This is a genomic window from Argonema antarcticum A004/B2 (assembly GCF_023333585.1).
GTDB classification, from domain to species: domain Bacteria; phylum Cyanobacteriota; class Cyanobacteriia; order Cyanobacteriales; family Aerosakkonemataceae; genus Argonema; species Argonema antarcticum.
On sequence record NZ_JAIQZN010000011.1, the window covers coordinates 15606 to 41109 of the forward strand.

The 25504-nt window shown below is 46.3% G+C and carries 26 protein-coding genes and 1 pseudogene; 19 read left to right on the top strand and 8 right to left on the bottom strand.

Annotation, left to right across the window (positions count from 1 at the left end; genetic code table 11):
- Positions 1 to 24 precede the first annotated feature (24 nt).
- Together rcbX and LAY57_RS07110 are read right to left on the bottom strand one after the other, a co-directional pair.
- Positions 25 to 423: a RuBisCO chaperone RbcX gene (gene rcbX, locus LAY57_RS07105; RefSeq protein WP_249065667.1), complete on the bottom strand. Its 399-nt coding sequence runs from the start codon at positions 421 to 423 to the stop codon at positions 25 to 27.
- Positions 424 to 514: 91 nt separating this feature from the next.
- Positions 515 to 1945 carry a form I ribulose bisphosphate carboxylase large subunit gene (locus LAY57_RS07110; RefSeq protein ID WP_249065668.1) on the bottom strand — a complete coding sequence of 477 codons (1431 nt, stop codon included), beginning with the start codon at positions 1943 to 1945 and terminating at the stop codon, positions 515 to 517.
- Between the two features lie 279 nt (positions 1946 to 2224).
- Between LAY57_RS07110 and LAY57_RS07115 the strand changes: the two genes are divergently transcribed.
- The 6 genes from LAY57_RS07115 to clpP all read left to right on the top strand — a co-directional run bounded on the left by LAY57_RS07115 (position 2225) and on the right by clpP (position 6642).
- Positions 2225 to 3295 (top strand): ligand-binding sensor domain-containing protein, encoded by a 1071-nt coding sequence (locus tag LAY57_RS07115; RefSeq protein WP_249065669.1) that lies wholly within the window; start codon positions 2225 to 2227, stop codon positions 3293 to 3295.
- A 237-nt stretch (positions 3296 to 3532) separates the two neighbouring features.
- The gene (locus LAY57_RS07120; protein ID WP_249065672.1) at positions 3533 to 4324 is read left to right on the top strand and encodes a hypothetical protein; all 792 of its coding nucleotides are present in this window, start codon (positions 3533 to 3535) and stop codon (positions 4322 to 4324) included.
- A 22-nt stretch (positions 4325 to 4346) separates the two neighbouring features.
- On the top strand, positions 4347 to 5000 hold the full coding sequence (locus LAY57_RS07125; protein WP_249065673.1) for an alpha-ketoglutarate-dependent dioxygenase AlkB family protein: 654 nt from the start codon (positions 4347 to 4349) through the stop codon (positions 4998 to 5000).
- Between the two features lie 46 nt (positions 5001 to 5046).
- Positions 5047 to 5826: a 3-methyl-2-oxobutanoate hydroxymethyltransferase gene (gene panB / locus LAY57_RS07130; protein ID WP_249065674.1), complete on the top strand. Its 780-nt coding sequence runs from the start codon at positions 5047 to 5049 to the stop codon at positions 5824 to 5826.
- Between the two features lie 22 nt (positions 5827 to 5848).
- Complete coding sequence (locus tag LAY57_RS07135; protein ID WP_249065675.1) at positions 5849 to 6004, top strand: hypothetical protein; 156 nt, start codon at positions 5849 to 5851, stop codon at positions 6002 to 6004.
- A gap of 32 nt (positions 6005 to 6036) precedes the next feature.
- A complete protein-coding gene (gene clpP, locus LAY57_RS07140) occupies positions 6037 to 6642 on the top strand; it encodes an ATP-dependent Clp endopeptidase proteolytic subunit ClpP (RefSeq protein ID WP_249065677.1) in 606 nt (201 codons plus the stop codon).
- Positions 6643 to 6732: 90 nt separating this feature from the next.
- Here clpP and LAY57_RS07145 read toward each other — a convergent pair whose 3' ends face one another.
- Entirely contained in the window at positions 6733 to 7542 is an 810-nt protein-coding gene (locus LAY57_RS07145) for a slr1353 family protein (RefSeq protein ID WP_249065678.1), read from the bottom strand.
- Positions 7543 to 7691: 149 nt separating this feature from the next.
- Positions 7692 to 7931 carry a hypothetical protein gene (locus LAY57_RS07150; RefSeq protein WP_249065679.1) on the bottom strand — a complete coding sequence of 80 codons (240 nt, stop codon included), beginning with the start codon at positions 7929 to 7931 and terminating at the stop codon, positions 7692 to 7694.
- Between the two features lie 657 nt (positions 7932 to 8588).
- On the opposite strand from LAY57_RS07150, the gene LAY57_RS07155 reads away from it, so the two are divergent.
- Positions 8589 to 10937 (top strand): ribonuclease R family protein, encoded by a 2349-nt coding sequence (locus LAY57_RS07155; protein WP_249065680.1) that lies wholly within the window; start codon positions 8589 to 8591, stop codon positions 10935 to 10937.
- A gap of 55 nt (positions 10938 to 10992) precedes the next feature.
- Here the strand turns inward: LAY57_RS07155 and LAY57_RS07160 are convergent, their stop codons facing one another.
- Positions 10993 to 11166, bottom strand: a complete 174-nt coding sequence (locus LAY57_RS07160; RefSeq protein WP_249065682.1) for a hypothetical protein — start codon at positions 11164 to 11166, stop codon at positions 10993 to 10995.
- Between the two features lie 238 nt (positions 11167 to 11404).
- Here LAY57_RS07160 and LAY57_RS07165 point away from each other — a divergent pair, with 238 nt between their 5' ends.
- A complete protein-coding gene (locus LAY57_RS07165) occupies positions 11405 to 12022 on the top strand; it encodes a flavin prenyltransferase UbiX (protein ID WP_249065693.1) in 618 nt (205 codons plus the stop codon).
- Positions 12023 to 12125: 103 nt separating this feature from the next.
- Positions 12126 to 12839 carry a lipopolysaccharide assembly protein LapA domain-containing protein gene (locus LAY57_RS07170; protein WP_249065695.1) on the top strand — a complete coding sequence of 238 codons (714 nt, stop codon included), beginning with the start codon at positions 12126 to 12128 and terminating at the stop codon, positions 12837 to 12839.
- Positions 12840 to 12861: 22 nt separating this feature from the next.
- On the opposite strand, the gene LAY57_RS07175 is transcribed toward LAY57_RS07170, so the two are convergent.
- Positions 12862 to 13098: a hypothetical protein gene (locus tag LAY57_RS07175; RefSeq protein WP_249065696.1), complete on the bottom strand. Its 237-nt coding sequence runs from the start codon at positions 13096 to 13098 to the stop codon at positions 12862 to 12864.
- Positions 13099 to 13452: 354 nt separating this feature from the next.
- On the opposite strand from LAY57_RS07175, the gene LAY57_RS07180 reads away from it, so the two are divergent.
- From LAY57_RS07180 to LAY57_RS07210, 7 genes and pseudogenes are all read left to right on the top strand, one after another.
- Entirely contained in the window at positions 13453 to 15018 is a 1566-nt protein-coding gene (locus LAY57_RS07180; RefSeq protein WP_249065697.1) for an NB-ARC domain-containing protein, read from the top strand.
- Positions 14960 to 15511 (top strand): shikimate kinase, encoded by a 552-nt coding sequence (locus LAY57_RS07185; RefSeq protein WP_249065699.1) that lies wholly within the window; start codon positions 14960 to 14962, stop codon positions 15509 to 15511. Before LAY57_RS07180 ends, LAY57_RS07185 begins: the two co-directional genes overlap by 59 nt.
- 290 nt (positions 15512 to 15801) lie before the next feature.
- On the top strand, positions 15802 to 16695 hold the full coding sequence (gene argB / locus LAY57_RS07190) for an acetylglutamate kinase (RefSeq protein WP_249065790.1): 894 nt from the start codon (positions 15802 to 15804) through the stop codon (positions 16693 to 16695).
- Positions 16696 to 16994: 299 nt separating this feature from the next.
- A complete protein-coding gene (locus LAY57_RS07195; RefSeq protein WP_249065700.1) occupies positions 16995 to 17519 on the top strand; it encodes a hypothetical protein in 525 nt (174 codons plus the stop codon).
- A 12-nt stretch (positions 17520 to 17531) separates the two neighbouring features.
- A pseudogene (locus LAY57_RS07200) lies at positions 17532 to 17984 on the top strand (metallopeptidase TldD-related protein); the annotation flags it as partial.
- 4 nt (positions 17985 to 17988) lie between these two features.
- A complete protein-coding gene (locus LAY57_RS07205; protein ID WP_249065703.1) occupies positions 17989 to 18816 on the top strand; it encodes a DUF3153 domain-containing protein in 828 nt (275 codons plus the stop codon).
- Positions 18817 to 19563: 747 nt separating this feature from the next.
- A complete protein-coding gene (locus tag LAY57_RS07210; RefSeq protein WP_249065705.1) occupies positions 19564 to 19902 on the top strand; it encodes a P-II family nitrogen regulator in 339 nt (112 codons plus the stop codon).
- 83 nt (positions 19903 to 19985) lie between these two features.
- Here the strand turns inward: LAY57_RS07210 and rdgB are convergent, their stop codons facing one another.
- Positions 19986 to 20567: an RdgB/HAM1 family non-canonical purine NTP pyrophosphatase gene (gene rdgB / locus LAY57_RS07215; protein ID WP_249065706.1), complete on the bottom strand. Its 582-nt coding sequence runs from the start codon at positions 20565 to 20567 to the stop codon at positions 19986 to 19988.
- A gap of 222 nt (positions 20568 to 20789) precedes the next feature.
- Positions 20790 to 22250, bottom strand: coding sequence for a phosphoglucomutase/phosphomannomutase family protein (locus LAY57_RS07220; protein WP_249065708.1), 1461 nt, complete (start codon positions 22248 to 22250; stop codon positions 20790 to 20792).
- 219 nt (positions 22251 to 22469) lie between these two features.
- On the opposite strand from LAY57_RS07220, the gene LAY57_RS07225 reads away from it, so the two are divergent.
- From LAY57_RS07225 to LAY57_RS07235, 3 genes are read left to right on the top strand one after another with little or no spacing between them, the layout of a single operon-like run.
- The gene (locus LAY57_RS07225; protein ID WP_249065709.1) at positions 22470 to 23933 is read left to right on the top strand and encodes an ATPase domain-containing protein; all 1464 of its coding nucleotides are present in this window, start codon (positions 22470 to 22472) and stop codon (positions 23931 to 23933) included.
- Positions 23930 to 24295 carry a response regulator gene (locus tag LAY57_RS07230; protein WP_249065711.1) on the top strand — a complete coding sequence of 122 codons (366 nt, stop codon included), beginning with the start codon at positions 23930 to 23932 and terminating at the stop codon, positions 24293 to 24295. The genes LAY57_RS07225 and LAY57_RS07230 overlap by 4 nt, the downstream gene beginning before the upstream one ends.
- 2 nt (positions 24296 to 24297) lie before the next feature.
- Complete coding sequence (locus tag LAY57_RS07235; protein WP_249065712.1) at positions 24298 to 25479, top strand: ATP-binding response regulator; 1182 nt, start codon at positions 24298 to 24300, stop codon at positions 25477 to 25479.
- Positions 25480 to 25504 lie beyond the last annotated feature (25 nt).

Genomic DNA, 25504 nt, shown 5'->3' on the forward strand with positions numbered 1-25504 from the left:
GGATCGATCGGCTTTTAGCCGAAATTATCCAGATTCGGCTGGTGAATCTGTTTGCTCTTCTGGAAGTGGGCCGGGGTCAGACACGGTTAGTTGGGTAATCCGTTCCAAATGCTGACGCCGATGTTTCATATTTCCCTCCTGAATGCCAGTGCGAACCATCTCAGGCAAAAAGTCTGTCACTTCCTCCGCCAGATGCTGGCGCACAGTCATAATCCGAAGCGCCAGATCCTGTTTTTCCCGGAGTAATTCCTCAAGATAAGCTTCTCCATCTTGGAGCTTGCTTTTTGAGGAAAAGTTATTGAGCCAGTAAGCCAGAGGAGGATTCGTTTCGCTCAACTGATCCAGGACAATCCGCACGGCTTTATAGGTCAAGTAACTAATCAGCGTCTTGCAAGTGTCTTTGGCAACTTGTTTGAGATTCATTTTTGACCCCGCCCCCGCAATTTTAGATTTTAGATTTTGGATTTTAGATTTAAGATTAATCTAAAATCCAAAATCGGCAATCCAAAATGGATCAGACGGTATCCATTGCCTCGAACTCGAACTTGATTTCTTTCCACAGTTCGCAAGCAACAGCCAACTCAGGACTCCACTTGCAAGCTTCGCGGATGACATCGCCACCTTCGCGCATGAGGTTGCGACCTTCATTACGAGCTTGAACGCAGGCTTCCAAAGCCACGCGGTTAGCGGTAGCGCCAGGAGCATTACCCCAGGGGTGGCCCAGAGTGCCGCCGCCGAATTGCAGGCAGGAATCATCGCCGAAGATGTCAACCAACGCTGGCATATGCCATACGTGGATACCACCGGAAGCAACTGGCATTACGCCGGGCATGGAAGCCCAATCTTGGGTGAAGAAGATACCCCGTGAGCGATCTTGTTCGATGTGGTCTTCGCGCATCAAGTCAACGAAGCCCATCGTGATGCCGCGTTCGCCTTCCAGTTTACCGACGACGGTGCCGGAGTGGAGGTGGTCGCCACCAGACATCCGCAGGGTCTTAGCAAGGACGCGGAAGTGGATACCGTGATTCTTTTGACGATCGATCACGGCGTGCATAGCGCGGTGGATGTGGAGCAGAATACCGTTGTCGCGGCACCACTTAGACAGGGTGGTGTTGGCAGTGAAGCCAGCGGTGAGGTAGTCGTGCATGATGATGGGCATTTTGAGTTCTTTGGCGAACTCAGCCCGCTTCATCATTTCTTCGCAGGTGGGGGCGGTGACGTTCAGGTAGTGACCTTTGATTTCACCAGTTTCGGCTTGCGCTTTGTGGATGGCTTCTGCTACAAACAGGAAGCGATCGCGCCAGCGTTGGAATGGCTGAGAGTTGATATTCTCGTCGTCTTTGGTGAAGTCTAGACCGCCACGCAGACATTCATAAACTGCACGACCGTAGTTTTTCGCCGACAGACCCAATTTGGGCTTAATCGTACAACCCAGCAAAGGACGACCGTACTTGTTGAGTTTGTCGCGCTCAACTTGAATCCCGTGCGGTGGCCCTTGGAATGTCTTCAGGTAAGCAACAGGAATCCGCAGGTCTTCTAGACGCAGCGCACGCAAAGCTTTGAAACCAAATACGTTACCTACAATAGAGGTAAGCATATTGGTGACGGAGCCTTCTTCAAACAGATCCAAAGGATAGGCAATAAAGCAGATGTACTGGTTGTCTTCGCCTGGAACTGGTTCGATATCGTAGCAACGACCTTTGTAACGATCGAGGTCGGTCAGCAAGTCAGTCCAAACTGTTGTCCAAGTACCAGTGGAAGACTCAGCCGCCACAGCAGCACCAGCTTCTTCGGGAGGAACTCCGGGCTGAGGCGTAACGCGGAAAGCCGCCAGAATATCTGTATCTTTCGGCGTATAATCTGGCGTGTAATAAGTCAGCCTGTAATCTTTTACTCCGGCTTGATACCCAGTTTTTGTCTGAGTCTTGGTTTGGGCGTAAGACATAATGTCTGTTCCTGGAATTACTTGAATTTTTTTTGCCTATCTGGCAGTTGTTAAAACTATATCAAGAAATCAATTAGGTAAACTTCAAATTTTTTAGAGAATGTCATAATCTATGTTTATATGATGTAGGTATAAATATTTGTTGCGGCATAGATACGCAAAGCGACATCTTGTGATTTTTTTATTCCCCTTCCAGTACTTCTTCTCAGGGATTAAATTAAGTTAAAAATAATATTGACACGGTAGCGTATTTGTGAATGATTTGGTCAGGAGAATTTTATGCCATTGTTGAGCGAACATAACAGTATTTGCCTGAATGCCACCCTGCTGGGCTTCTTAGCAATCATGGTCGGAACCAGCACCAGCGCTGTCCTAGCCCAATCAGCGGTGAGAGATACTTCCATCTACCCGCCTCAAGCGCCACCGCCCGGTGTGGATTTGCAGAGGATACAGCGCCAAATGCAACAGCAAGCAGAGTATCGCGTTGGTGCTTTGCTACGCGACATTGCTGGAAACCTCTGGGTGGGTTCTTCCCAGGGTCTAGCGCGAATTGACCCCAACACTGGTAGAGTTTTGGCGCGGGTCAATTTACCCGATCTCAACATCGGTGCTTTAGCTGAAGATAAGGTGGGAAGAATTTGGGTGGGAACTTACGAGGGATTGCAGCGAGTAGATCCCCGCACCAACGAAATTACGGCACAGAATTTCTTTATGCCCTCCAACCGAGTTTTGTCGCTTTTGATTGACAAACGGGGCTATTTGTGGGTGGGAGGCGATCGCGGTTTGTCCTTAATCAGTCCCGATAAAGGATTGTTGATGACGACGCTGCGAAACTTGCCAGGGGTCAGCGCCAACGCCCTCAGTCTCGATCCCGAAGGTCAACTTTGGGTGGGAACCCTCGACGGTTTGGTACGAATTGATACGACAAGTGCCTATCCAATTAGTCGCGTTACCGATTTACCAGGCACTACCGTACAAGCTTTAGCCCTCGATCCCAAAGGTACTCTGTGGGTGGGAACGCCCAGCAGTCTGATCGAACTTGACCCGCTGACGGGTAAAGTGGTGCGAACTGTTACCGAACTGGCTGAACGCAATATCACTACATTGCGCGTTGACGAACTCGGTAGCCTTTGGGTTGGCACAGATGGAGCTGTGTTTCGCTACAATCCTTATACTGGTACTCTAGCCGGACAAGTTTCTGGTTTACCCCTAGCAAGAGTCTTTTCCCTTTCTCCCGATACCGGCAATAAGTTATGGGTGGGGACTCGCGAAGGTCTGGCTTGGGTAAACTTGAATACTGGTGCTGCTAGGGCGCATCGCGCCTTTACTCGCGTCAGTCCCCAGTATTGAAGAGGGGTGAAGAGCAATTAACCGTCACCAGTCATATCGTGTCTGTTCGAGCGCTCATAATTGTGGTGCGAGCATTTTGTTCCCTTTACAGTTACGAGTAATTCAGAACACTGAGCGGTTGAAAGCTCTCCACGAGAGTGCTAGACCCCTATAGGTGGGATAGGATTACAAGTAAGAGTGTAGGCTAAGAGAAGTGGCATAATTATAAAGTTTGACCTCTGCCTAAAACAATAATGTATGCGGACTCCAAACCTGCAACAGGCCAAGATACGTTTCTATAACAATATTTACAAACGCTGTGTAGCGCAAGCAAAGCTGGGAGGCGGTTTTGATAACTACGACAATGGAAAGAGGATCTTGCAAAATAAAACCGAACTTGTTGGGTACATTGCTCTCTATGGAGGACATCATTATCACAAGCTCCGTGCGGCGTTTGCAGCGAGAAAGTTTGGAAATATTCAAGGTAGAGAAGTAGAGATTATTGATTGGGGGTGCGGTCAAGCACTTGCTACCTGTGTTCTGATTGACTATCTGATTGAGCAAGAGATCGATCTAAAGTTTACTCAAATTACGCTCATTGAGCCATCTAAACTCGCACTAAAGCAAGGCTCTACTTATATTCAAGCAATGTTTCAGAATGACGCTAATGCTGGCTCTATTATCCGTTGCATAAACAAAGATTTGGATAGTCTGAAAGTAAGCGATATAATTTCTGACCCAAAAAGAATCAAGCTTCATCTCTTCTCGAATATACTAGATGTGAACAGCTTCGACCTGATTAAGCTGTATAAGTTAATTGTCGGTTGCTATAGAGGAAGCAATTGCTTCATCTGTACAAGTCCTTTTTACAATGGTGCTAGCAGGATAGACCAGTTCTATAATCTATTCGCACAGTCTCATGTAGTAATAGAGCAATCTATTGTCGATAAGAGCGAGCAACTAGAGGGCGAAATTTTTGACGTTATTCAAGGCAGATACAGGTTGTTCCCAATTCAGAGGCGAGAAAAGCAGTTTATAGTTAATCTATAAAGCAGGTTTTAAGGAGGGTAAAATGAAGAGACAGAGTTCTGATAGCAATGCAATACAATTGGATCTGTTTGCCCAATTAGAAACAGAAAAAAAAGTATTAGAAAGACTAGAAATGTCCGATGCAGAAGTGACTTTCTACCATGAGTTCTTCGAGCGCAATGAAAGCAGAGAAATGTTTACTAATCTGCTGAACGAAATCGAGTGGCGGCAGGATAAGATGAAGTTCTACGGGAAAGAAGTAGACTTACCAAGAAAAACTGCCTGGTACGGAGATAGTGACAAATCGTATACTTTTTCCGGTATAACGCTTAACCCCAAACCTTGGACGCCAACGCTTCTTGAAATAAAACAGAGAATTGAAGAAGTTGCAAAGGTAAACTTCAACAGTGTTTTGTTAAATCTTTACCGCAATGGCAGTGATGGAATCAGTTGGCACACCGACGCCGAACCAGAACTGGGTAAAAATCCAGTTATAGGTTCTGTCAGTTTCGGTGCATCCAGAAGATTTATATTTAGGCGTATAGACAACAAGGATTTGAAGACAGAAATCGAACTGACAGATGGGAGTTTTCTTCTAATGGGTGGTGCAACGCAGCACTATTGGCAACATCAAGTACCAAAGACATCGCAGAAGGTAGAACCCAGAATAAACCTTACTTTTAGAGTGATACTCTAGTAATAAGGAAGGAAAGATAGAGCCAACGAAAAATTACCTAAAATAAATGGCAATCACCACCCAACAATTAATTCAATGGAAACAGCAAGGGCGTCCGATTGTGACGCTAACAGCTTGGGATTATGCGATCGCCCTCGTGTTGGATGCTGCTGGTGTGGATGTTATCCTAGTGGGAGATTCTCTGGCAATGGTGGCGTTGGGCTATGAAACTACTCTGCCGGTGACTCTGGATGAGATGATACACCACGCCAAGGCGGTACGTCGAGCTGTGAAGCAGGCGTTAGTAGTTTGCGATTTGCCGTTTTTGAGTTATCAGGAAAGTCTTCAGCAAGCAATGCACTCGGCAGGGAGGGTGCTTAAGGAGTCGGGCGCTCAAGCGGTAAAATTGGAGGGAGGATATCCGATCATGGCACAAACCGTTTCCCATCTCGTCCAAGCGGGAATTCCAGTGCTGGGTCATGTGGGTTTGACGCCCCAGTCAGTGCATAAGTTGGGTTATCGTCAGCAGGGGAAGTCGCCGGAAGCGGGAGAGAGGATTTTACAAGAAGCGATCGCACTTGAAGAAGCTGGTGCCTTTGCGGTAGTCTTAGAGCATATTCCATCTGAATTGGCGTTGCAAATTACCCAAAAGCTGACAATTCCGACAATTGGAATTGGTGCAGGGCCACACTGTGATGGTCAGGTCTTGGTTACTGCCGATATGTTGGGGCTTTCTGAGAAACAGCCACCTTTTGCTAAATCTTATGTTAATTTGCGAGATGCGATCGCACAAGCCGTGCAAAATTATGGTAATGAGGTAAGAGAGCGAAAATTTCCCGCTTCCTAAAATCCAATTCCGTAAAAAATTCATGAACGAATCGATCGAATTCACGCCAGAAAAATACGTTTTAAATTTTTACAAAGATGGGAGTATTTCAGGCAAAGTTCAAAAAGTTAACGAAGATGTAGGGAACCAGATCTCGATTCGGATAACCGCCAAAGCCTTTAAGAGCATAAATCGATAAAATTAAGAAAAATTACCGGATACGCAGACACCATGATACCTACCGTTATTGAACAATCTGGGCGCGGGGAACGCGCCTTTGATATCTACTCCAGACTTCTGCGGGAGCGTATTATCTTCTTAGGCAGACAAATTGACTCGGATCTCGCCAACCTGATTGTTGCCCAGCTGCTCTTTTTAGACTCCGAAGACCCGGAAAAAGATGTCTACATATATATCAACTCGCCGGGTGGTTCTGTATCGGCAGGCATGGGCATTTATGATACGATCAGACAAATCCGTCCTAATGTCTGCACGATTTGTACGGGACTGGCAGCCAGTATGGGAGCATTTCTCCTCAGCGCCGGGACTAAAGGCAAGCGCATGAGTCTACCCCATTCTCGGATTATGATTCACCAGCCGCTGGGTGGGGCTCAGGGGCAGGCAACGGATATTGAGATCCAGGCGAAAGAGATATTATACCACAAACGACGCCTGAATGAGATGCTGGCAGAACACACAGGTCAGCCCATAGAGCGGATCGAGGAAGATACTGAGCGGGATTTCTTCATGTCAGCGAAGGAAGCGCAGGACTACGGGTTGATCGACCAAGTGATCGATCGCACCGCAGCTGGTAGCAAACCTTTAGCCGTAGCCTAGAAAAGGTTTGAGTTGTACGGGCGGGTGAGAGTTGTTGATTGTTCTGGTTGAATAACAAATTGAACAACTCTCACCCGCCTCTCCTCATATTTATGAGGAAGGGTTGGGAAGAGATTCAAGGTATTCAAGGAATTCTACCAACTCTTCGTCCGTCAGATCGTGCCGTGTTTTTTTGCCATACGTGCGTTGTAGATAATCGCTTCCCTGTTTATTATTCCAGCCGAGTCGTTTAATTGAAACTCCGATCCGAGCGATCAGTTCTGAATGATCGACCCGCCCACTCAAATTAGTCCGCTCGGCAATGCTAGTCTGGGTTTCAGAACTTACCAAGTCGGACTCAACAGCGCTCATTTCGCGATCGTGGCGACGCGACTCAATTGGCGTTACCTTACTACTAAAAGAAATTGTCGGTTCAGCCTCATTTACAGAAGAAGCTATTTCAGTATTGCGAACATAATCATCCCGCGTCCAATCTACATTGCCCGGAACAGCCGCACTCGTTACAGTGGAAATAGGGCTCATTCCAGACGGTGGTACGAAAGTTGTCTTCTCCAACAAAGATGGCTCAGTTGTCTCTCTTAGCCAACTCGTATCCGTAGAAATACTATCCATATTGCCAGATTCCAACCGTTCTGACTCAAAGACCTTGAGCTTAGGAAATTCAGCACCAGCAGATTGAGAATCCGCCGCCGCAGATAAACCAATTCCCATTACTTCCATCGCCCGAATTCTCGCCCGATCTTCTGCCGCCTCAATTGTATCGGCAACTGCCATACCAGTTGCCCGCGTAACGCCCTCAAAGAGAAGCAAGACCCGCACGACATATTTGCCGTGATAAATCGTCATTAATTCAGAGATTAGACTGCCTGTGGGATAACGAGCTTGAAATTGTGCAAACATAGCATTAATACCCTAGATGAATCTTCGAGCATCGCGGTTTTCGTGATGACCGCTCTAAACCTACAATAAGATCTGGATACAGCTGTCAGCAGACAAAAGTCAGGAGAAGAAGAGATAGGCAAACTTTTTTCTTCTTCATTAGTAACTTGTTACTGGGTTTGAAAGCCCAAGCGACGCTGACTTTTAAAATCTGACTTCTGTACGGGCCTTACCATTCGGACGACAATTTGTGGCAATCGCCAAAATTTTTCGCTTCCGGTTGCTTTGTCCCTACTCCTGACTGCTGTGACGCGATCGTTCATCCAGCATCGCCGGAAAGCCGCAACGCTTAACGCTCTTACCCCCTCCCCTTTGCCCCCTCCCCACTGCCGTAGAGCCAGTAGGTTCATTCAGCGGTTTCTCACCCTAAAAAAAACGAGCGTGTAAAGGCGTGAGAATGGCTGAAGGAAAGACAAAGACCGTTGTCAAAAGTCAGTTGTTCGCAGTCAGCAGTCATGACTGTGAAAATTTAACAGTCAATCATGACTAATGACTAATGACTGTATCTGTTAGGGGAATCTACATATCTTAACTGTTGAGAGCTTAGAGGTGGATGTGTTGGCTATCAGAGCGTAATGGTCTCCCTTTCGGGCACTGCTTATATTTGGCAAACGTTTCGCCAAATATAGAAACATACATCTGTAGCGGCAGAAGGGAAAAGCGAAAAGGTTAAAAGGAAAATGAAGAAAATTCCTTTTCCTTTTAACCTTTTCCCCTTCCCCCGACCTAGCAGTGCTTGAAGAGAAGCAGCAAAGTAGCTCTGGCAATGCAAGAGCAGGCTACCAACCTTGCCTGGGGAGATTTTTGCCCCCCTAACCCCCCAACGCAAGGGCGGAAATCTTGCTCCCCCTCTCCCAAAGTTGGGAGAGGGGGGAGGTGGATGAGGGCTTTCTGTCCCGGCTTAAGTTGTTATCCCAAGAGCAATCTGGGGTTTTGCCCAGATCTGGTTTTACCAGATCGCGGCTGTTAAAAGAACGCAATTGAGACGCTAAGGATTGAGTCGCTACATGGAATTTTCAATCGCTACACTGCTTTCTAATTTTCCAGATGAAAAATTGGTCGCTGCCAAAGCTTTGGAGAAAAAACTAGGTTGCCAGGAGGAAAATGGTCTACGCCAATTAGAAATAGCTTTAGATGCTCTGGAAAAGATTGGCATTTTGGTAAAAGAGCGGGGTAAGTATCGCCGGATATTTGAGCCCGGTGTGGTCGAAGCCAAACTCCGCTGTTCGAGTAAGGGGTTTTGTTTTGCTATTCAAAATGTAGAGGGCGCGGCTGATATTTACGTCCGGGAAAGCCATTTGAGTACGGCTTGGAATGGCGATCGCGTCTTGGTCAAAATCACCAAAGAAGGGAACCGGCGACGGAGCCCAGAAGGGGAGGTGCGGCTGGTGCTGGAGCGAGCCAATCCCAGTGTGCTGGCGCGAGTGAAGCAAAGCGTAGACCGGGTGGGACGCCAAGTGTATCGGGCTGTTCCCTTGGACGATCGCCTGCTGTTTGAACTCGACCTCCTCGCCAATGGAAAAAACCTGGGTCAAGCAATAGACCACCTGGTTCATGTAGAAATCCTCCGCTACCCTCTAGCGACTCAGCCCCCTGTGGGTCGCGTGGCGCAAATCCTGGGCAGCGATGCCGAAGCAGCAGCCGACATCGACATCGTTTGTTGCAAACACGATTTACCAAGGCGCTTTCCCAACGCTGTGTTGGCTCAAGCTGAAAAATTGCCAACTTCCATCAGTAAAACAGATTTAAAAAATAGACTCGATCTGCGTCATCTGGTGACGATCGCGATTACTCCCGACGGCTATAAAGAGTCGGATTCAGGTACTTTGCTAGTAGAACAGGCTTTTACCTTAGAAAAAATTGATGCCGAAAACTGGCGAGTAGGCATTCACATTGCTGATGTAGCCTCTTATGTCGAAACCGACTCCAGCATCGATCGGGAAGCTCAGCGACGCGGTAGATGCGTGCATCTGGGCGAAATGGTGTTGCCCCTACTGCCAGAAGCGGTTTTGGAGCGTTGTTCTCTGTTAATGGGAGAAGACAAGCTGGCTATATCGGTGCAGCTGACGCTTTCCAGCTCCGGTCAACTGGTGGAGTTTGAGATTCTACCCAGCGTCATTCAGGTAGACTATCAACTAACTCAGTCTCAAGCGCGAGCGATTCTTTTGCGCCACGAAACTCCGATCGGTCGAGCAGTTATGCACGACTTGGCACCAGTAATTCCGACGCTTGACCAACTTTTGGTGCTAAGTCAGCAGGTGAAAGAACACCGGCAACAGCGGGGTGGATTTGCTCTAGAAAAGCCGGAAACGACCGAGCAGTTCAGCAGCCAATTCAGCGATGAAGGCGCGAATAATGTGCTGGTGACCTTGCGCTCTCGACCAGACCGATCGCTCCTGGCAGAATGGATGATCTTGGTGAATCAAGTGGTAGCTAGCCATACGAATGCGCTAGGAGTACCGGGAATTTACCGGATTCAATCGGCACCCGATCCGGATGATGCACAAGAGTTGATCAAATTGGCAAGCAATCTGGGGATAGAATTGCAACTAGAACAGGAAGATGTAGTTCTACCTTCTGATTTCCAAAGATTTATCCAACAATTTGCCGCTTCTAAGTCACAGAAAGTCCTCGACTCTCTGCTGGAAGGCACCTTAAAGCCAGCTTTTTATAGCACTGCACCTGGTTCTCACTTTAGTCTGGCTTTGGATATCGGCTATACTCACTGCATCTCACCGGCACAGCGCTACTCAGATCTACTCGTGCAACGAATACTCCAAGCGGTATTTCAGCATGGACGCGATCGCCGTACCACCCGCGCCAAGGAACAAGTCAACCTGGGCCACAGTTCCGCCCACGGCAATATCAATTGGAATGTCCTACCACCCAGCATTCATCAAGAACTGGAAGCTCATCTGACAGCGGTGATTGTGCCGCTCAATGAGCGACAAAAAGAGGCGGAGGACGCTGAGGCAGACTTGGCGGGGCTCAAAAAAGCCGAGCTGATGAAGGAGCGCACTGGTGAGGTGTTCCCAGGGGTAATTACTGGTGTCCAATCCTACGGTTTCTTTGTGGAAATGCAAGTGCTACTGCCGGATGGAAAGTACTTTTACCCCGAAGGACTGGTTCACGTATCCTCCCTCAAAGATGACTGGTATGAGTATCGCTCTCGCCAAGAGGCGCTTGTGGGGCGCAAGAACCGCAAGCAGTACCGACTGGGCGATCGCGTAGAAGTCCAAGTCAAAAGCGTCGATTATTACCGTCAGCAAATAGACTTGGTGACTGTAGGCAGCGACCATCAAATTTCAGACGAGGATTTAGATGAAGACCCTTTTATCAATATTGATGATGAGTGAGGGGCTAGAAAAGTCACTCATTCAAAAGTCAAAAGTCAAAAAGGGTCTAGAAAAGTCAAAAGTAAAGAAGGGAGTGGGGGAGTGGGAGAGTGGGAGAGTGGGGGAGAGAATCACCAGTGCCCAATTCCCAATTCCCCAATCGCCAATTACTAATGACAACTGACAACTGACCACTGACCACTAACAACTGACAACTAACAACTGACCACTGACCACTGACCACTGACAACTAACAACTGACCACTGACAACTGACCACTAACAACTGACCACTAACAACTGACCACTAACAACTGACAACTAACAACTGACCACTAACAACTGACCACTGACAACTGACCACTAACAACTGACAACTGACAACTGACAACTGACAACTGACAACTGACAACTGACCACTAACAACTGACCACTAACAACTGACCACTGACCACTGACAACTGACCACTGACCACTGACCACTGACCAATGACTAATGATAAACCTTTGATATTAGGCATCTCAGGGGCATCTGGCCTGATCTATGCCGTTCGAGCATTAAAATTTCTGTTGTCAGCAGAGATGGCTATTGAGCTTGTTGCCTCTAAATCTACTTATATGGTTTGGCAAGCAGAACAAAATATAAGTATGCCTGCCAATCCTATCCAGCAGGAGCAATTCTGGCGCTTCCACTGCGGGGTAGAAACGAAGGGTAAACTGCGCTGTCACTCTTGGGGCGATGTGGGCGCTAACATTGCTAGTGGTTCTTTCCGCACTTTGGGGATGATTGTGATGCCTTGCAGTATGAGTACTGTAGCAAAGCTGGCCGCTGGTCTGAGTTCTGACCTTTTGGAGCGTGCAGCTGATGTCCAGATCAAGGAAGGACGCAAACTCGTAATTGTCCCCCGCGAGACGCCATTCAGCTTGATTCACTTGCGGAACTTAACGAGTTTGGCAGAAGCTGGTGCCAGAATTGTTCCGGCTATTCCAGCTTGGTATCACAATCCCCAGACAATTGAAGATTTGGTGGATTTTGTGGTAGCTCGTGCTTTAGATCAGCTGGATATTGACTGCATTCCTATCGCTCGTTGGTCAGGACACCTTTAGTAATTTTAGATTTTAGATTTTGGATTTTAGATTTAAAATTTGCAATCCAAAATCCAAAATCCAAAATCCAAAATCCAAAATCCAAAATTCTTTGATACCAATTATGTCTCGCCTGGTATTGCTGCTTATATTTCTCTTAGGGCTAACTCTATTTGCCTTATCCAATTTGTCGCCAGTCGTGCTGATGTTTTTGGGCGCGAAGTCGTTGCCGTTACCTCTAGGGGTATGGGTGATGGCAGCTCTAGCAACTGGTTTTTTCTTTTCGCTGCTGCTATCTCTGTTATTCCAACTCTCGAATTATTTATCTGAGCAACAATTGCAAGTCGCCCAAAGGACGCTCCGCTCAGCAGAATCCCGCATTCGTACTCTCGAAGCGGAAAGCTCCCGTTATAGATGGCAATCTCCGCAAAGTTCTTCAGATGGTGAAAGTCGCTCATATTCCACCACCCAAACTTCGGCGGAATATGATTATTTGGAAAAAGAGGATGATGAAGAAGGCCCGATCGACGACACTCAAGAGGGTCGGGATAATGTCCGAAACCGCACTACTTATGAAACCGAGCAAGCGCCGACAAGTAGCTCCAAAACTGGCTCTGTATATTCCTATAGCTATAAAGAACCTAAAAATTCGGGCGTGGGAAAAACTGAGTCTGTTTACGATGCAGAGTATCGAGTCATCACGCCGCCTTATCGGGGAGAGCCAAAAAAAAGTGAAAATGACTGGGAATATAATAAAAGCGGGAATGACGAGGATTGGGGATTTGAGGATGACGATGAATTTGATGATGAAGACGATCGGTCTCCTTTGCGATCGTAAAATCTAACGCGATCGAGCAAAATCAGCTTGCCATATAGGGAGTACACAAATTGCCACGGCCAAAATACTGATTTTTTACTAACTCGCGGGACTCTTGCGTCACCCTACCAGCCATTGCTTCTTGCTGCAAGGCCATGAAGGCATCTAGATCTTCGAGATCGTACCTTTTCTGCAACAACTGGCGTAGATCTTCTTCTGCGGCAACAGTCAGATAGCCAGTCGTTAGAGCCTGTTGGACAACTTCGCGGATTAAATACATCTTTACCACCTGCAAAAACTGCAATATCAAAAGGAGGAACCAGTAAATTCACTGAACTAAAGTCTCTGAAGGCTCAGTGGCACCCTGAGCAACCGCAGTGTCTACAGAACCGGGTAACACAGGTCTTAGCACGATTTTAATCAAAAATATTCATCGCCTACCTTTATTTTTAGCCATTCTTCATAGAAACTTTATAAAGATTCTATGAAGTTTATATGAAGATTATGTTAACTCATAAATGAGTTATACGTCATTACACGGATGTTATTAATTGCGTTAGTCTTTTATACTTTAGATGTTAAATAGCTAACATATATCAACATTAAGTTAAATATGCGTTAGTAAATTAGTGACATGGCATCTACATTATTAATAAAAGTGCAAGAAGAATTTACAGAAGCAGCTAATAGCTGGCACTTAGAGAAGTTATACATAGATCTTGCCTCTGCTAAAGGCAAAGGTCTTACACCCGTTGAAAAAAAGATTCTTAGAGGATTACTTTGCGGTTATAGTCCCGCAGAAATAGCCAATGCAATCTATCAAACTCGCACTAGCAGTTCTGTGAGGGTTTATCTATCTAATGCCTTGTATAAGTATATAGAATTAATGCGGATTTCCCAAACTAAGGAAACAATAAAAATTAATCATTGGAGTCGCGTTATCACTTTACTTCAAGAAGCTGGATATAAAAAAAATGCTTCTCAATACCAGGTTAATAATTACTTAGTTTCATCAAACAATAAGCGCTACGATTGGGGAGAAGCAATTGATGTTGATATCTTTTACGGACGCCAAAAAGAATTAGCTCAGCTAGAAGAATGGATCGTTACAGATCGCTGTCGCTTGGTGGCGCTGCTAGGTATGGGTGGGATTGGAAAAACAGCGTTATCAGTTCGCCTTGCACAACAAATTCACGATAAATTTGACTGTTCGATCTGGCGCTCGGTTCGTCATGCTCCACCCATCCAAGATTTTTTAGCTACCCTGATTCAATTTTTATCTAATGACAATCTAAATGCAACTACCTTATCAGAAACTTTAGCTGGTAGAATTTCACAACTGATTGACTGCTTAAGAGGTTCTCGCTGCTTGCTGATACTAGATAACGTTGAGTCTCTTCTCCAACCAAATACTTACACAGGCAATCTTCGAGAGGGATATGAAGCTTACGGGGAACTATTTAAACGACTTGCAGAAGTATTGCATCAAAGCTGCTTGGTACTTACCAGTCGCGAAAAAATCAAAGTAATAGCATCAATTGAAGGGTCTATACTACCAGCTCGCTCTTTAGCTATAAAAGGGTTGTCAGAAATTGAATGCCACGAGATTATTAAGTCTAAAGGCGTGTCTGGTTCCGAAGAAGATTGGAAATTACTAATTAGAGGTTATACAGGTAACCCTTTAGCATTAAAAATTATTTCAACAACTATCAAAGAATTATTTAATGGGAATGTATCTGATTTTCTACAGCAAAACGTCTTAGTATTTGGGGAAATCCGCGAATTATTAGAAGAGCAGTTAAATCGATTGTCAAATGTCGAGAAGCAAGTAATAGAATGGTTGGCGATTAATCAAGAGCTAGTTTTATTGCCAGAAATGGTAAAGGAGAAGACGCCCTCTATATCTAGACTGGAATTGATAGAAGTGTTGTCATCTTTGGCAAGGCGCTCGCTAATTTATAGAAATGCTACAAGTTTTAAGCTTCAACCTATATTTATGGAGTATTTTAACGAACAGCAAATTAAGCATACCTGCCAAGAAACACATTATCGAGCCATTGAGAAAGAACAACCCAAAACTTACCAAATTCTCGGTAAAATAAATACCAGTCCTGACGCAAACGGTACAGAGAGCTTAACAGGTGAACAATATTTTAAAGGGAATCAATCTCTACCTGATTGGGATGATGGGAGCTGGTAAGACGACCGTGGGAAGCTTATTGGCCCAGCAGCTAGGCTACCGTTTCTTTGACACCGATGCCGTTATCGAACAGGTAGCAGGGGGTAAATCCATTAACGAAATTTTTACAACTGCTGGTGAGAATGCCTTTCGGCAAATCGAAAGCCAGGTGTTAGCAGAGCTGTCGGCGTACACAAAACTAGCTGTAGCGACCGGCGGGGGCATAGTTCTGCGCCGAAAAAACTGGAGTTATCTGCACCAAGGTCTTGTCGTATGGCTCGACGTACCCGTAGAACTACTGATAGCCCGTTTGGCAGAGGACACGACGCGCCCCCTCTTAAAGGATGCCGACCCCCAAAAAAAGCTGCAAATGCTTTTAGAGCGAAGACTAGAGCTTTATGCCCAAGCCGACATTCGAGTCACCGCAGACGCTGGTGGGACACCCGAACAACTAGCAGCGCGAGTGATGGAAGAGATTCCCAAAGTTCTCAAACCAGAAATTACTCCTCCCTGAAAAGTCAAAAAGGACAAGGAGGACAAGGGAGACAAGGGAGACAAGGAGGAATTGTAGGTAGGACTTACGTATAGGCCCCCCTAACCCCCCAAATCTGGGGGGGACAAGACTTCTTCTCCCCCAGATTTGGGGGAGGGGGCAAGGGGGGCATGAGTGCGTAAGTCCTGGTAGGTTGGGTTTCGTTACCAAACCCTACTACAGAAAAAGATAAACTGTTGTCGTTGAGATAATTAAGAGTGGCAACCTCATCTAAACTGCATTTAAACGTTATTCCATCCCAAAAACTGCTCATGGTCAGCGAAAACGAATATATTCAGAATACTGATGCCACTCGCGTACAGGTACTCAGCGAAGCGCTTCCCTACATCCAACAATTGACCGGTCGGACTGTTGTCGTCAAGTATGGCGGTGCAGCCATGAAAGACAGCACGCTTAAAGACAAAGTTATCCGCGACATAGTTTTCTTATCCTGTGTGGGCTTGCGACCCATAGTCGTACACGGCGGTGGCCCAGAAATTAACTCCTGGTTGGATAAGCTGGGAATTGAGCCACAATTTAAAAATGGTCTGCGGGTTACTGACGCCGCCACAATGGATGTGGTGGAAATGGTTTTGGTAGGGCGGGTAAACAAAGAAATTGTTGCCTTGATCAACCAAGCTGGTGGTAGGGCGGTGGGACTTTGCGGCAAAGACGGCAACTTGATTAAAGCGCGTCCCGAAGGCCAAGAAGGCATCGGCTTTGTGGGGGAAGTAAGCGCTGTGGATATCAAGCTTTTGAATTCCCTCGTCAAGAGTGGATACATCCCGGTGGTGTCCAGCGTAGCGGCGGACGACATGGGACAAGCTTATAATATCAACGCCGATACTGTAGCTGGAGAACTGGCAGCGGCTTTAGGCGCAGAAAAGTTGATATTGCTCACGGATACGGCGGGTATCTTCAGGGATTACAAAGATCCGTCTACCTTGATTGCTAAGCTGGATATTCAAGAAGCTCGCGAGCTAATTGCATCCGGTGTTGTTAGCGGTGGGATGATTCCCAAGGTGAGTTGTTGCGTCCGCAGTCTCGCCCAAGGCGTCCGCGCTACTCACATTATCGACGGTCGGATTCCTCATGCGCTGCTGTTGGAGATTTTTACCGACGCCGGTATTGGCTCTATGATCGTAGGCTCGCAGTTTATGGCTTAGAAACCTCACCCCCCCAACCCCCCTCTCCGAGATCGGAGAGGGGGGAATACTACCTCGTAGGAGTAATGGTTCGACTGTCCCGCTTTAAACTGGTAGCCGTGGGAAGCATTACCATGATCGAATGGCGCTAAGTTTTCTACCATAATCCTCTACACATCTGTGTTTATCTGTGTTTATCTGTATTCATCTGTGGTAAAAAAAATCTTTAAAACTTACTTTTCGGTATTGCTTGTAAGTACTTAGCGTTAGCCTAGAAGAAGCAGGCAAGTTAAACCAGACAACCAACTTCTAAATCACCAGTGAGTGCAGAAACTTTAGAAATTGTCAAAACCGAGTACCAAGCTGGCAAATCTGCCTTTGAAGGCGGACACTATCGCCAGTCGGTTCAGCATCTGGAAAAGGCAAGTGCTTTGGTCGATCGCAATTCTCGTCTTGGTGGCGAGATCCAAATTTGGCTGGTGACTGCTTACGAAGCAGCGGGGCAAAGGAATGAGGCTCTCTCTCTTTGCAAGCAGCTCGATCGTCATCCCAGTATCGAAACCCGCAAACAAAGTCGCCGATTGCTCTATATTTTAGAAGCTCCTCAGCTTAACCGCCGTCCCGAATGGCTCACTGAAATTCCCGATCTGGGCGCGATCGGCGACAATGAAACTAAATCTCGTTTGGGCAATCCTGCCTCATCTGTAAAAAGTCCTCCTCCCCCACGCCCTCAAACCGAACCTGTCGATCTGGGCCAGGTGAATACCAAAGATAATCTCTTTATCTGGGTCGCGCTTATCGCTGCCGTTCTTACCCTCGGCGGTTTGCTTTGGTTGAGTTTTTGAACTCCCACCAGTCGCAAAGTCTTTATTGACCAAGGCACCGTAATGGGATTTTATTGGGATAGGCGCTGGGCTTCCCGTGCGGGCTGTCAATCTACGGGCAACGGATTTCGGGGCGGACTATCTCGTCCAGGCCCAGATATCGTCAACCTCTGTATTTCTGGGGGTAGCACGCCAGTTGCTGAATTGATTGCCGGTATGGAAGAAGGGTTGATAGTCGATCAAGTTTTAGGTGCTGGACAGTCTAACCAGCTGGCTGGGGAATTTTCCGTAAACTTGGATTTGGGCTACAAAGTAGAAAAAGGCCAAATTGTCGGTCGCGTCAAAAATACAATGGTAGCTGGTAGTATTTTTGAAGCGTTTCAGAATTTGGTGGATTTGAGCGATCGACCGGAGTGGGTGGGCGGCAGCGCTTATCTGCCCAGTATACTGTTCCAAAAATTGGGTGTGACCGCAAGGCAAAATTAATAAAATGAAAAAGGAAAAAATTAAACCTGAAGAATCGAAAAGGAAAAAGCATTTTCTCTTTCTTTTGCCTTTTACCTTTTGCCTTTTAGCTTTTCTTACTGGTTGTGTTCAGTACGATTTGGGAGTGAATTTTAATAATACCAATAAGGGTGAGATCGTACAGTCTATCAAGCTGGGAGAGAAGCTAAGTGCGTTTAGCAGCGAAACGGCTGAACAATGGCTAAACAGCATTGAGAATCGGGCTAGCCAGTTGCGAGGTACAACTAAGCGAATTTCCGATCGGGAATTGATTGTTACTATTCCCTTCAATAATGGTAGAGAATTAGAGGAAAAATTCAATGAATTTTTCAACCCGACTTACGAGCGAGAATCTCAGTCTAATACAAGCACGGATGGTGATTTTCCTGTGTTTAAATCCCAGATCGCCCTCAACCAGGGTAATTTGTGGGTAGCAGTGCGAAATCGGTTGAGCTACGATCTGGATTTGCGATCGCTTGAAGTTATTTCTCCTAAATCTAACATCGTAGTTAATCCAGGTTCCCTTTTGCAATTAGAGTTTCGCCTGAACACCCCTTGGGGTGCCACCAGCGTCACCAACGCCGAGAATGCGATTAGTCCAGAAACCTTACAAGACGGACATCAATTGGTTTGGATGCTTCAACCCGGTCAAGTCAACCATCTGGAAGCTGTATTCTGGCTTCCCAGTCCTTTGGGAATTGGTGCGATTATAATTGCTTTGTTTGTGGCTGTAGGGATTTATTTTAAATCTCGGATTTCACCCCCAGTTGCAATAGCAAAGCGCCCAAATGCTGCTAGTGCCAAAGTTGGTTAAAATTCCTAGTTGCTTATGGCTAATTGTTACTAACAGTTAGCCATAACAATACATTTTAAGACCTGTTCAATCAAAAATTTGAAAACGGTGGGACTCATCGTTTCTGCTTGTGGAGGCGATGGCGATACTCAGCCGATGAAGCAAGAAGCAAAGGAAATATTAACTGGTTTTCAGTTAACACTTTTCTTTTCAAGCCCCCGAAGCCAGCGTTTCGCTGGCTTCGGGGGAGAACGTCACTCATCGAAATTATAGCTAGGGACTAGGGGCTTTCTTGCTAGGGACTAGGGAAGAGGGAAGAGGAAAAAGCTTGACGAAGTAAGGGATTATGGACTAAAGGTAACAGTTGGAGTTGCCTTAATCGCCCTAAAGTTGCTATATACAAAGCTTTGGGGCATTGGCTGGGAGTTGACTGGGAGATTGGGCCAAATCAGCGACAAAAGTATTGATTGGTACAAAAAAGTGACGATTTGCAGTAATACTAAAACATGAACAGAAATCAAATATCTGCCTGTGGAAGACGGGCAGCTGCCTGGGTTCGGGCTTGACCCGATAAAAGTCGCAAGACTAGAGAGGGACAGTAAGACCATCACCGCATTTAGTTGCGGACACCACAAGTGGTGTGCCTAACGTGGCGTTTCCCAGTGAGACAGGAAGCCCCCACCATACCCCTGGGTATCGTGGTGGGTACTTCACAATACAAGATGATTTTGCGATAAATAAATAGAACTGAGCTGAGGAGTGAAGAAATTGAAAAAGGTTGAAGCGATTATTCGGCCCTTCAAACTCGACGAAGTAAAGATCGCGTTAGTCAATGCTGGCATTGTGGGGATGACGGTTTCTGAAGTCAGAGGCTTTGGACGCCAAAAAGGCCAGACAGAACGCTATCGGGGTTCTGAATACACGGTTGAGTTTCTGCAAAAACTCAAGATTGAGGTTGTAATTGAAGATGAGCAAGTCGATCTAGTTGTAGATAAAATTATCGCAGCAGCTCGGACTGGGGAAATCGGTGATGGCAAGATTTTCATCACGCCTGTCGATCAAGTCGTGCGGATTAGGACAGGGGAAAAGAACATGGAAGCCATTTAGAGGCTAAGGAGTAGGGCTAGGAGAAAAGATTTTAGATTTCTTTGTTGAAATAAAATCTAAAATCTCAAATCCCCCTAGCCCCTCTACTCGACATTCAGCAGATTCTTGAGTTGGGGGAGTAGGGCTTGGAAAGCTTGGCCCCGATGACTGAGCGATCGCTTTAACTCCGGTTTCATCTCGGCAAAGGTGAGCCGCATCTCTGGGACGTAAAAAATTGGGTCGTAGCCAAAGCCGCCTGTGCCGCGCGGAGCGCGGAGAATTTCGCCAAAGCAAATCCCTTCTGTTTGCAGAGCAATTGAACCATCTGGACGAGCTAGAGCTACGGCACAGACAAACTGAGCTTCCCGATTCAATTCGTTACCCAATTCAAAGAGTAACCGTTCAATTCGCTCGGCGTCTGTTTTGCCATAACGAGCAGAATAGATACCCGGTGAGCCATTTAAGGCATCGACTGACAAACCGGAATCATCTGCTATAGCCCATTTTCCTGTTGCCATTGCCACCTGGGACGCCTTCAGACAAGCATTTGCCATAAAAGTGTCCCCCGTCTCCTCAATCTCTAGATCGTCTGGCTTGAGGGTCAATTCCCAGTCCAAACCAACCAAATATTCCTGCATTTCCTGCAGTTTACCTGGATTTCCTGTAGCTACTACTAACAAAGTCATTCGATTTTGGATTTTGGATTTTGGATTTTGGATTGTGTCCGCTCACATCGGGAGTAGATGAGTGAGATCGGAAAATTGTCTGTTGTTATCGTGGGTTAAGTTTTTACCGCAGATGTAGACAGATGAACGCAGATGAACGCAGATAAGAGAAGAAGGCGAATTTTTAAGCACCGGATGCTATTGAAGATGATATGCCCGGAAATTTGTCCGCCAACCAATATATCAGACGGAATTTGCCCAGTTTTTAGCCCAATCTAATCTTTGATGCACTTCCTCTAAATTGCTAGCTTCGCAGTAAAGTCGCAGGACAGGTTCTGTACCGCTGAAACGAATCATCAACCAACTGCGATCGGCTAAACGAAATTTATAACCATCAATGGTGTTGCAATCAACAACATTTTGTCCGGCAATTTCCGTTAAAGGCCGATTTTTAAGTCGATCGAGAAGGCGCGATCGCACGTCCATGCTCGCGAGAGGCAAATCGATGCGATCGTATACAGAGAAAAAGTTTGTTTGTGACTGCAACCGATGATAAATATCGCTCAAATCCATACCGGATTGAACAACAGCTTCCAATAAGTATAGCGCCGACAATAAAGCATCCCGCTCTGGTATGTGACTTCCATACCCAATTCCCCCAGACTCTTCACCACCTAAGAAAACTTTAGCTTCTAACATCCGATCGGCTATGTATTTGTAGCCAACAGCTGTTTCAAATACGGACAAATTATACAGCGATGCTACGAGGGGAATTAAGTCAGAACCGCTCACGGTTTTGACTACTTCGCCGCTAAAACCTCGTCGAGTTGCCAAGTGTTCGAGCAATATCGGTATTAATATTTGGGAACTAAGGAAGTTACCTTGTCCATCGACTGCGGCGATGCGATCGCTATCGCCATCAAATACAAACCCGATCGACAAACCACTCTTATCGTTGCGGCGATGAGTCCGCATCAAGCGAAACATCTGGGAAAGGTAACGCGCCAGGGGTTCTGGCGCACCGCCACCAAACAGAGGGTCGCGATCGCTGTTAATTTCTTGGATCGGCAAACCCAGCAATTGTCCCAGTCCACCAGCAGCAGCACCGTGCATCACGTCAGCAAAGACAGTTAGCTTATTTTGGGCTAGAGCATCCTTAATTCGATCGATATCCACTTTAGCTCTTAGCCCTTCACAGTAGCTAGGCCAAGGATTGAACATTTCTAGACTACCTGGCGTCGTCGCCGACGGCAATTCAGAAGTCAATAATGCTTCAATCTCCTGCGTCACTTCCGGGGGAACCGATCCACCAAAAGCACTCTTGACTTTTAAACCCAAATATGCGCCAGGATTATGACTGGCTGTGATCACCAATGCACCCAAGGCGTTAAGTTGTTTGGCGGCCCAACTAAAAGCCGGAGTGGGAGCGTAGCATTCCGATAGCAGCACATCAAAACCAGCCGCACAGACAGCTTCTGCCGCTTTACGGGCAAAGGTTTCTGCTAAAAAGCGGCGATCGTAACCGACGATAATCCTACGGTTTTCTGCCGTCTCGCCATAGACTTTCGCCAAGACTTGTGCAGCAAGAGGTGCTACTAAAGCCACGCGATCGAACGTAAAGTCTGCTGCAATGATGCCCCGCCAGCCATCTGTACCAAACTTAATGGGGTTAACAGCAATTGGCTCATAGGAAGGGTGAACCATAAATCAGCCTCGATAGGGACTCACACATCAACTTTTCGAGTGTATCCGATTGACACTCCGTGCGCTATAGCTAGTCCCTAGTCCCTAGCTATAGTAGCGATCGCACTCACCTTGGTGCGGACTGCCCCACCTTGGTGAGAAATCTTCGCTATAGCTTAAGCTTAGTGTGGCTAGTTCGCTCAAAGAATAGTACCAAGCAAAAGAAAAGAAGACTTTTATATGTCTCAAGAGCGTCTGTTAACAGGGATATCTGGTCTAGATGAGCTGCTTGATGGCGGTCTGATTCCAGGGAGAGCCTATTTAGTGCGGGGTGGCCCTGGCTCCGGCAAGACTACTTTGGGATTGCACTTTCTTGCCATTGGCGTTGCTAATGGCGAAAGAACGCTTTATATCACATTAGGAGAACCGGCAGAGCAAATCCGCAGCAATGCGGAAGCTCTCGGTTTTGACCAAAAAAGTATTAGTTTTCTCGATCTCAGCCCCACATCAGAATTTTTCACCGATATTCAGACCTACGACATTTTCTCACCAGCTGAGGTGGAACGAGAACCAACGACCCAAAAAATTATTGACGAGGTAAAGAGGCTCAAACCCCAGCGGATATTTCTGGACGCCATGACCCAGTTCCGCTACCTGTCTACAGATACTTTTCAATTCCGCAAACAAGTGCTTTCATTCATGCGCTTTTTAGTGGAACAGAAAATTACCGTACTCTTCACCTCCGAAGGCAGCGAGGCGGCTCCAGATGACGATCTGCAATTTATGAGCGATGGTATCATTAACCTAAACTACTTGCCTGACAAACGAACCATCCGCATCACTAAGTTTCGGGGATCTGGCTTTCAGGCTGGGTATCACTCAATCCGATTGACAAGTATGGGAATGGAGGTTTTCCCGCGTTTGCAACCGGGAACGTACAAGAAGGTGTTTGCGCCTGAATCTGTCTCCTCCGGCATCGCGGAACTAGATCAACTGCTTCACGGCGGACTGGAGAGGGGTACGGTCACCATTATGAGCGGCCCAAGTGGGGTGGGCAAAACGACGATCGGTCTTCAGTTTATGAAAGAAGCAGCGGGTAGAGGGGAGCGATCGGTAGTTTACTCTTTTGAAGAGGAATTAGAGATCATTGTCCGTCGCTGTCAGAACGTCAACATACCTGCCCAAAGTATGATCGAGCGGGGTACCCTCTCCTTGGTCAAAATCGAGCCTCTGCAATTTACGCCCGATGAATTTGCCCATTTGGTGCGTCAACAAGTTGAGCGGCAAGAAACAAGCATTGTTATGATTGACAGTGTTTCTGGCTATCGCCTTGCTGTCCGGGGTGAAGATTTAGTCAGCCATCTCCACTCCATGTGCAAGTATCTCGCAAACATGGGCATTACGGTTATTTTAGTCAATCAGACAGAAGCCTTTGGCGGGGAGTACCGCGGCAGCGAATATAGCATCAGCTATCTAGCAGATAATTTTATTTTCATGCGCTACTTGGAGCGAAACGTGGACTCCAAACTTGAGTTGCGTAAAGCAATTGGAGTACTGAAGAAACGGCTGACTGACTTTGAAAAAAGCCTGCGGGAAATTCAAATTACTCGCTACGGCATTAAAATCGGCGACCCGATATCGGGACTGAGGGGCATCTTTAGCGACCTTCCACAATTGGGCAAAGCTACAGACGGAAAATTATGAAGGATAAGCCATTTATTCTGGCAGTAGACCATAATCGAAGGAATCTTGAACTGCTCGGACAATTCCTCAATAAAGAAGGATACCAAACCATCTCTGCTGGTAGCCAGGAGGAGTTTCAGCAAGCTTTGAGTGGGGAAACTGAAATTGGGCTGGTTTTGGTAGATATATCTGGTTTCGATCGACAGATTTGGGATTTATGCGAGAAATTGCGGGATGACCAAATTCCTTTTCTGGTGATTTCGCCCAAACAAAGTGCGGCTATTCAGCAGGAAAGCATTGCTCATGGAGCCCGTAGTATGGTCGTAAAGCCACTTGCGATCAGAGAGTTTCTGGGCATGATTCGCGGCTTAATGGGTGAATAAACATGAGCCGTATCTTACTGCTTCTAGATCACAAGAATAACCGTCGCTTGCTGTGGGATTGGTTGAGCAGGTATCATGAGGTTTTCCTGCCCGATGAAAAAAATCCTGAATTGCTATTTTTGAGTTCTGATTCTGGTTCTTGTCCGATCGCTTCTTCAGCAGAAGAGAACAAAGATATTGATTTTGACTTATGTATTTTAGACGGTCTGGCTCTAGACCGGGTATGGCAATGGGTGCAAGCTAGAAGGCAGGTCGCGAGCCCAGTTTTTCTACCGTTTCTCCTGCTTACCTCCCGCCAGGAGGTAGGAATAGCTACAAGACACCTGTGGCAAAGCGTTGACGAATTGATTATCAGTCCGATTGAAAAGGTGGAATTGCAGGCCAGGGTAGAAATTTTGTTGCGATCGCGAAACCTATCCCTACAACTTCAGTCTGCCAATAAAGAACTGCAAAAACATAGCGAACTAAAAAGCCGCTTGGTTTCAATGGTTTCCCACGAAATTCGCAACCCGCTATCCCTCATTTTGGGGTTTGCCAAAATCATCGAAAGTCACTTTTCCGAGTTGTCTTTGGAGCGAATACTAGAATATTTAAAGCAAATTATATTAGCTGTTAATAGGATGGATCACCTGGCAGAAGGTTTATTGGTAATCGGTAGGTTAGACCTGGGAAAACAAGATTTTAATCCGATTCCAATATATTTAGAAAACTTCTGTATATCTGTGGCACAAGAGATAGAATTTACCAACAATAATCAACACAAAATTATTTTTCGTACCTTCTACGCAACTGATTCAGAACTGACTGCAACCCATGTGGACAATAAACTTACAAATGCTTGTATGGATGAAAACCTGTTACAGTACATTTTGTCCAACTTGCTCTCGAATGCAGTTAAATATTCACCAGTGGGAAGTTCTGTCCATTTTGACTTTATTTGTGATGGCGACAGAGCTATTTTCCAGATTGAGGATGAGGGTATTGGCATTCCTAAACAAGAGCAACCCCGATTATTTGAAGCATTCCATCGAGCTTCTAATGTTGGCAAGATAGGCGGTAACGGTTTGGGATTATGTATTGTTAAACAATGTGTAGACTTACACGGCGGAAAGATAGAATTTACCAGTGAAGTCGGAATGGGTACTAAGTTTACGGTGACGCTGCCATTAAAAGTCTTGGAATGAGGGGAGTGGGGGAGTGGGAGAGTGG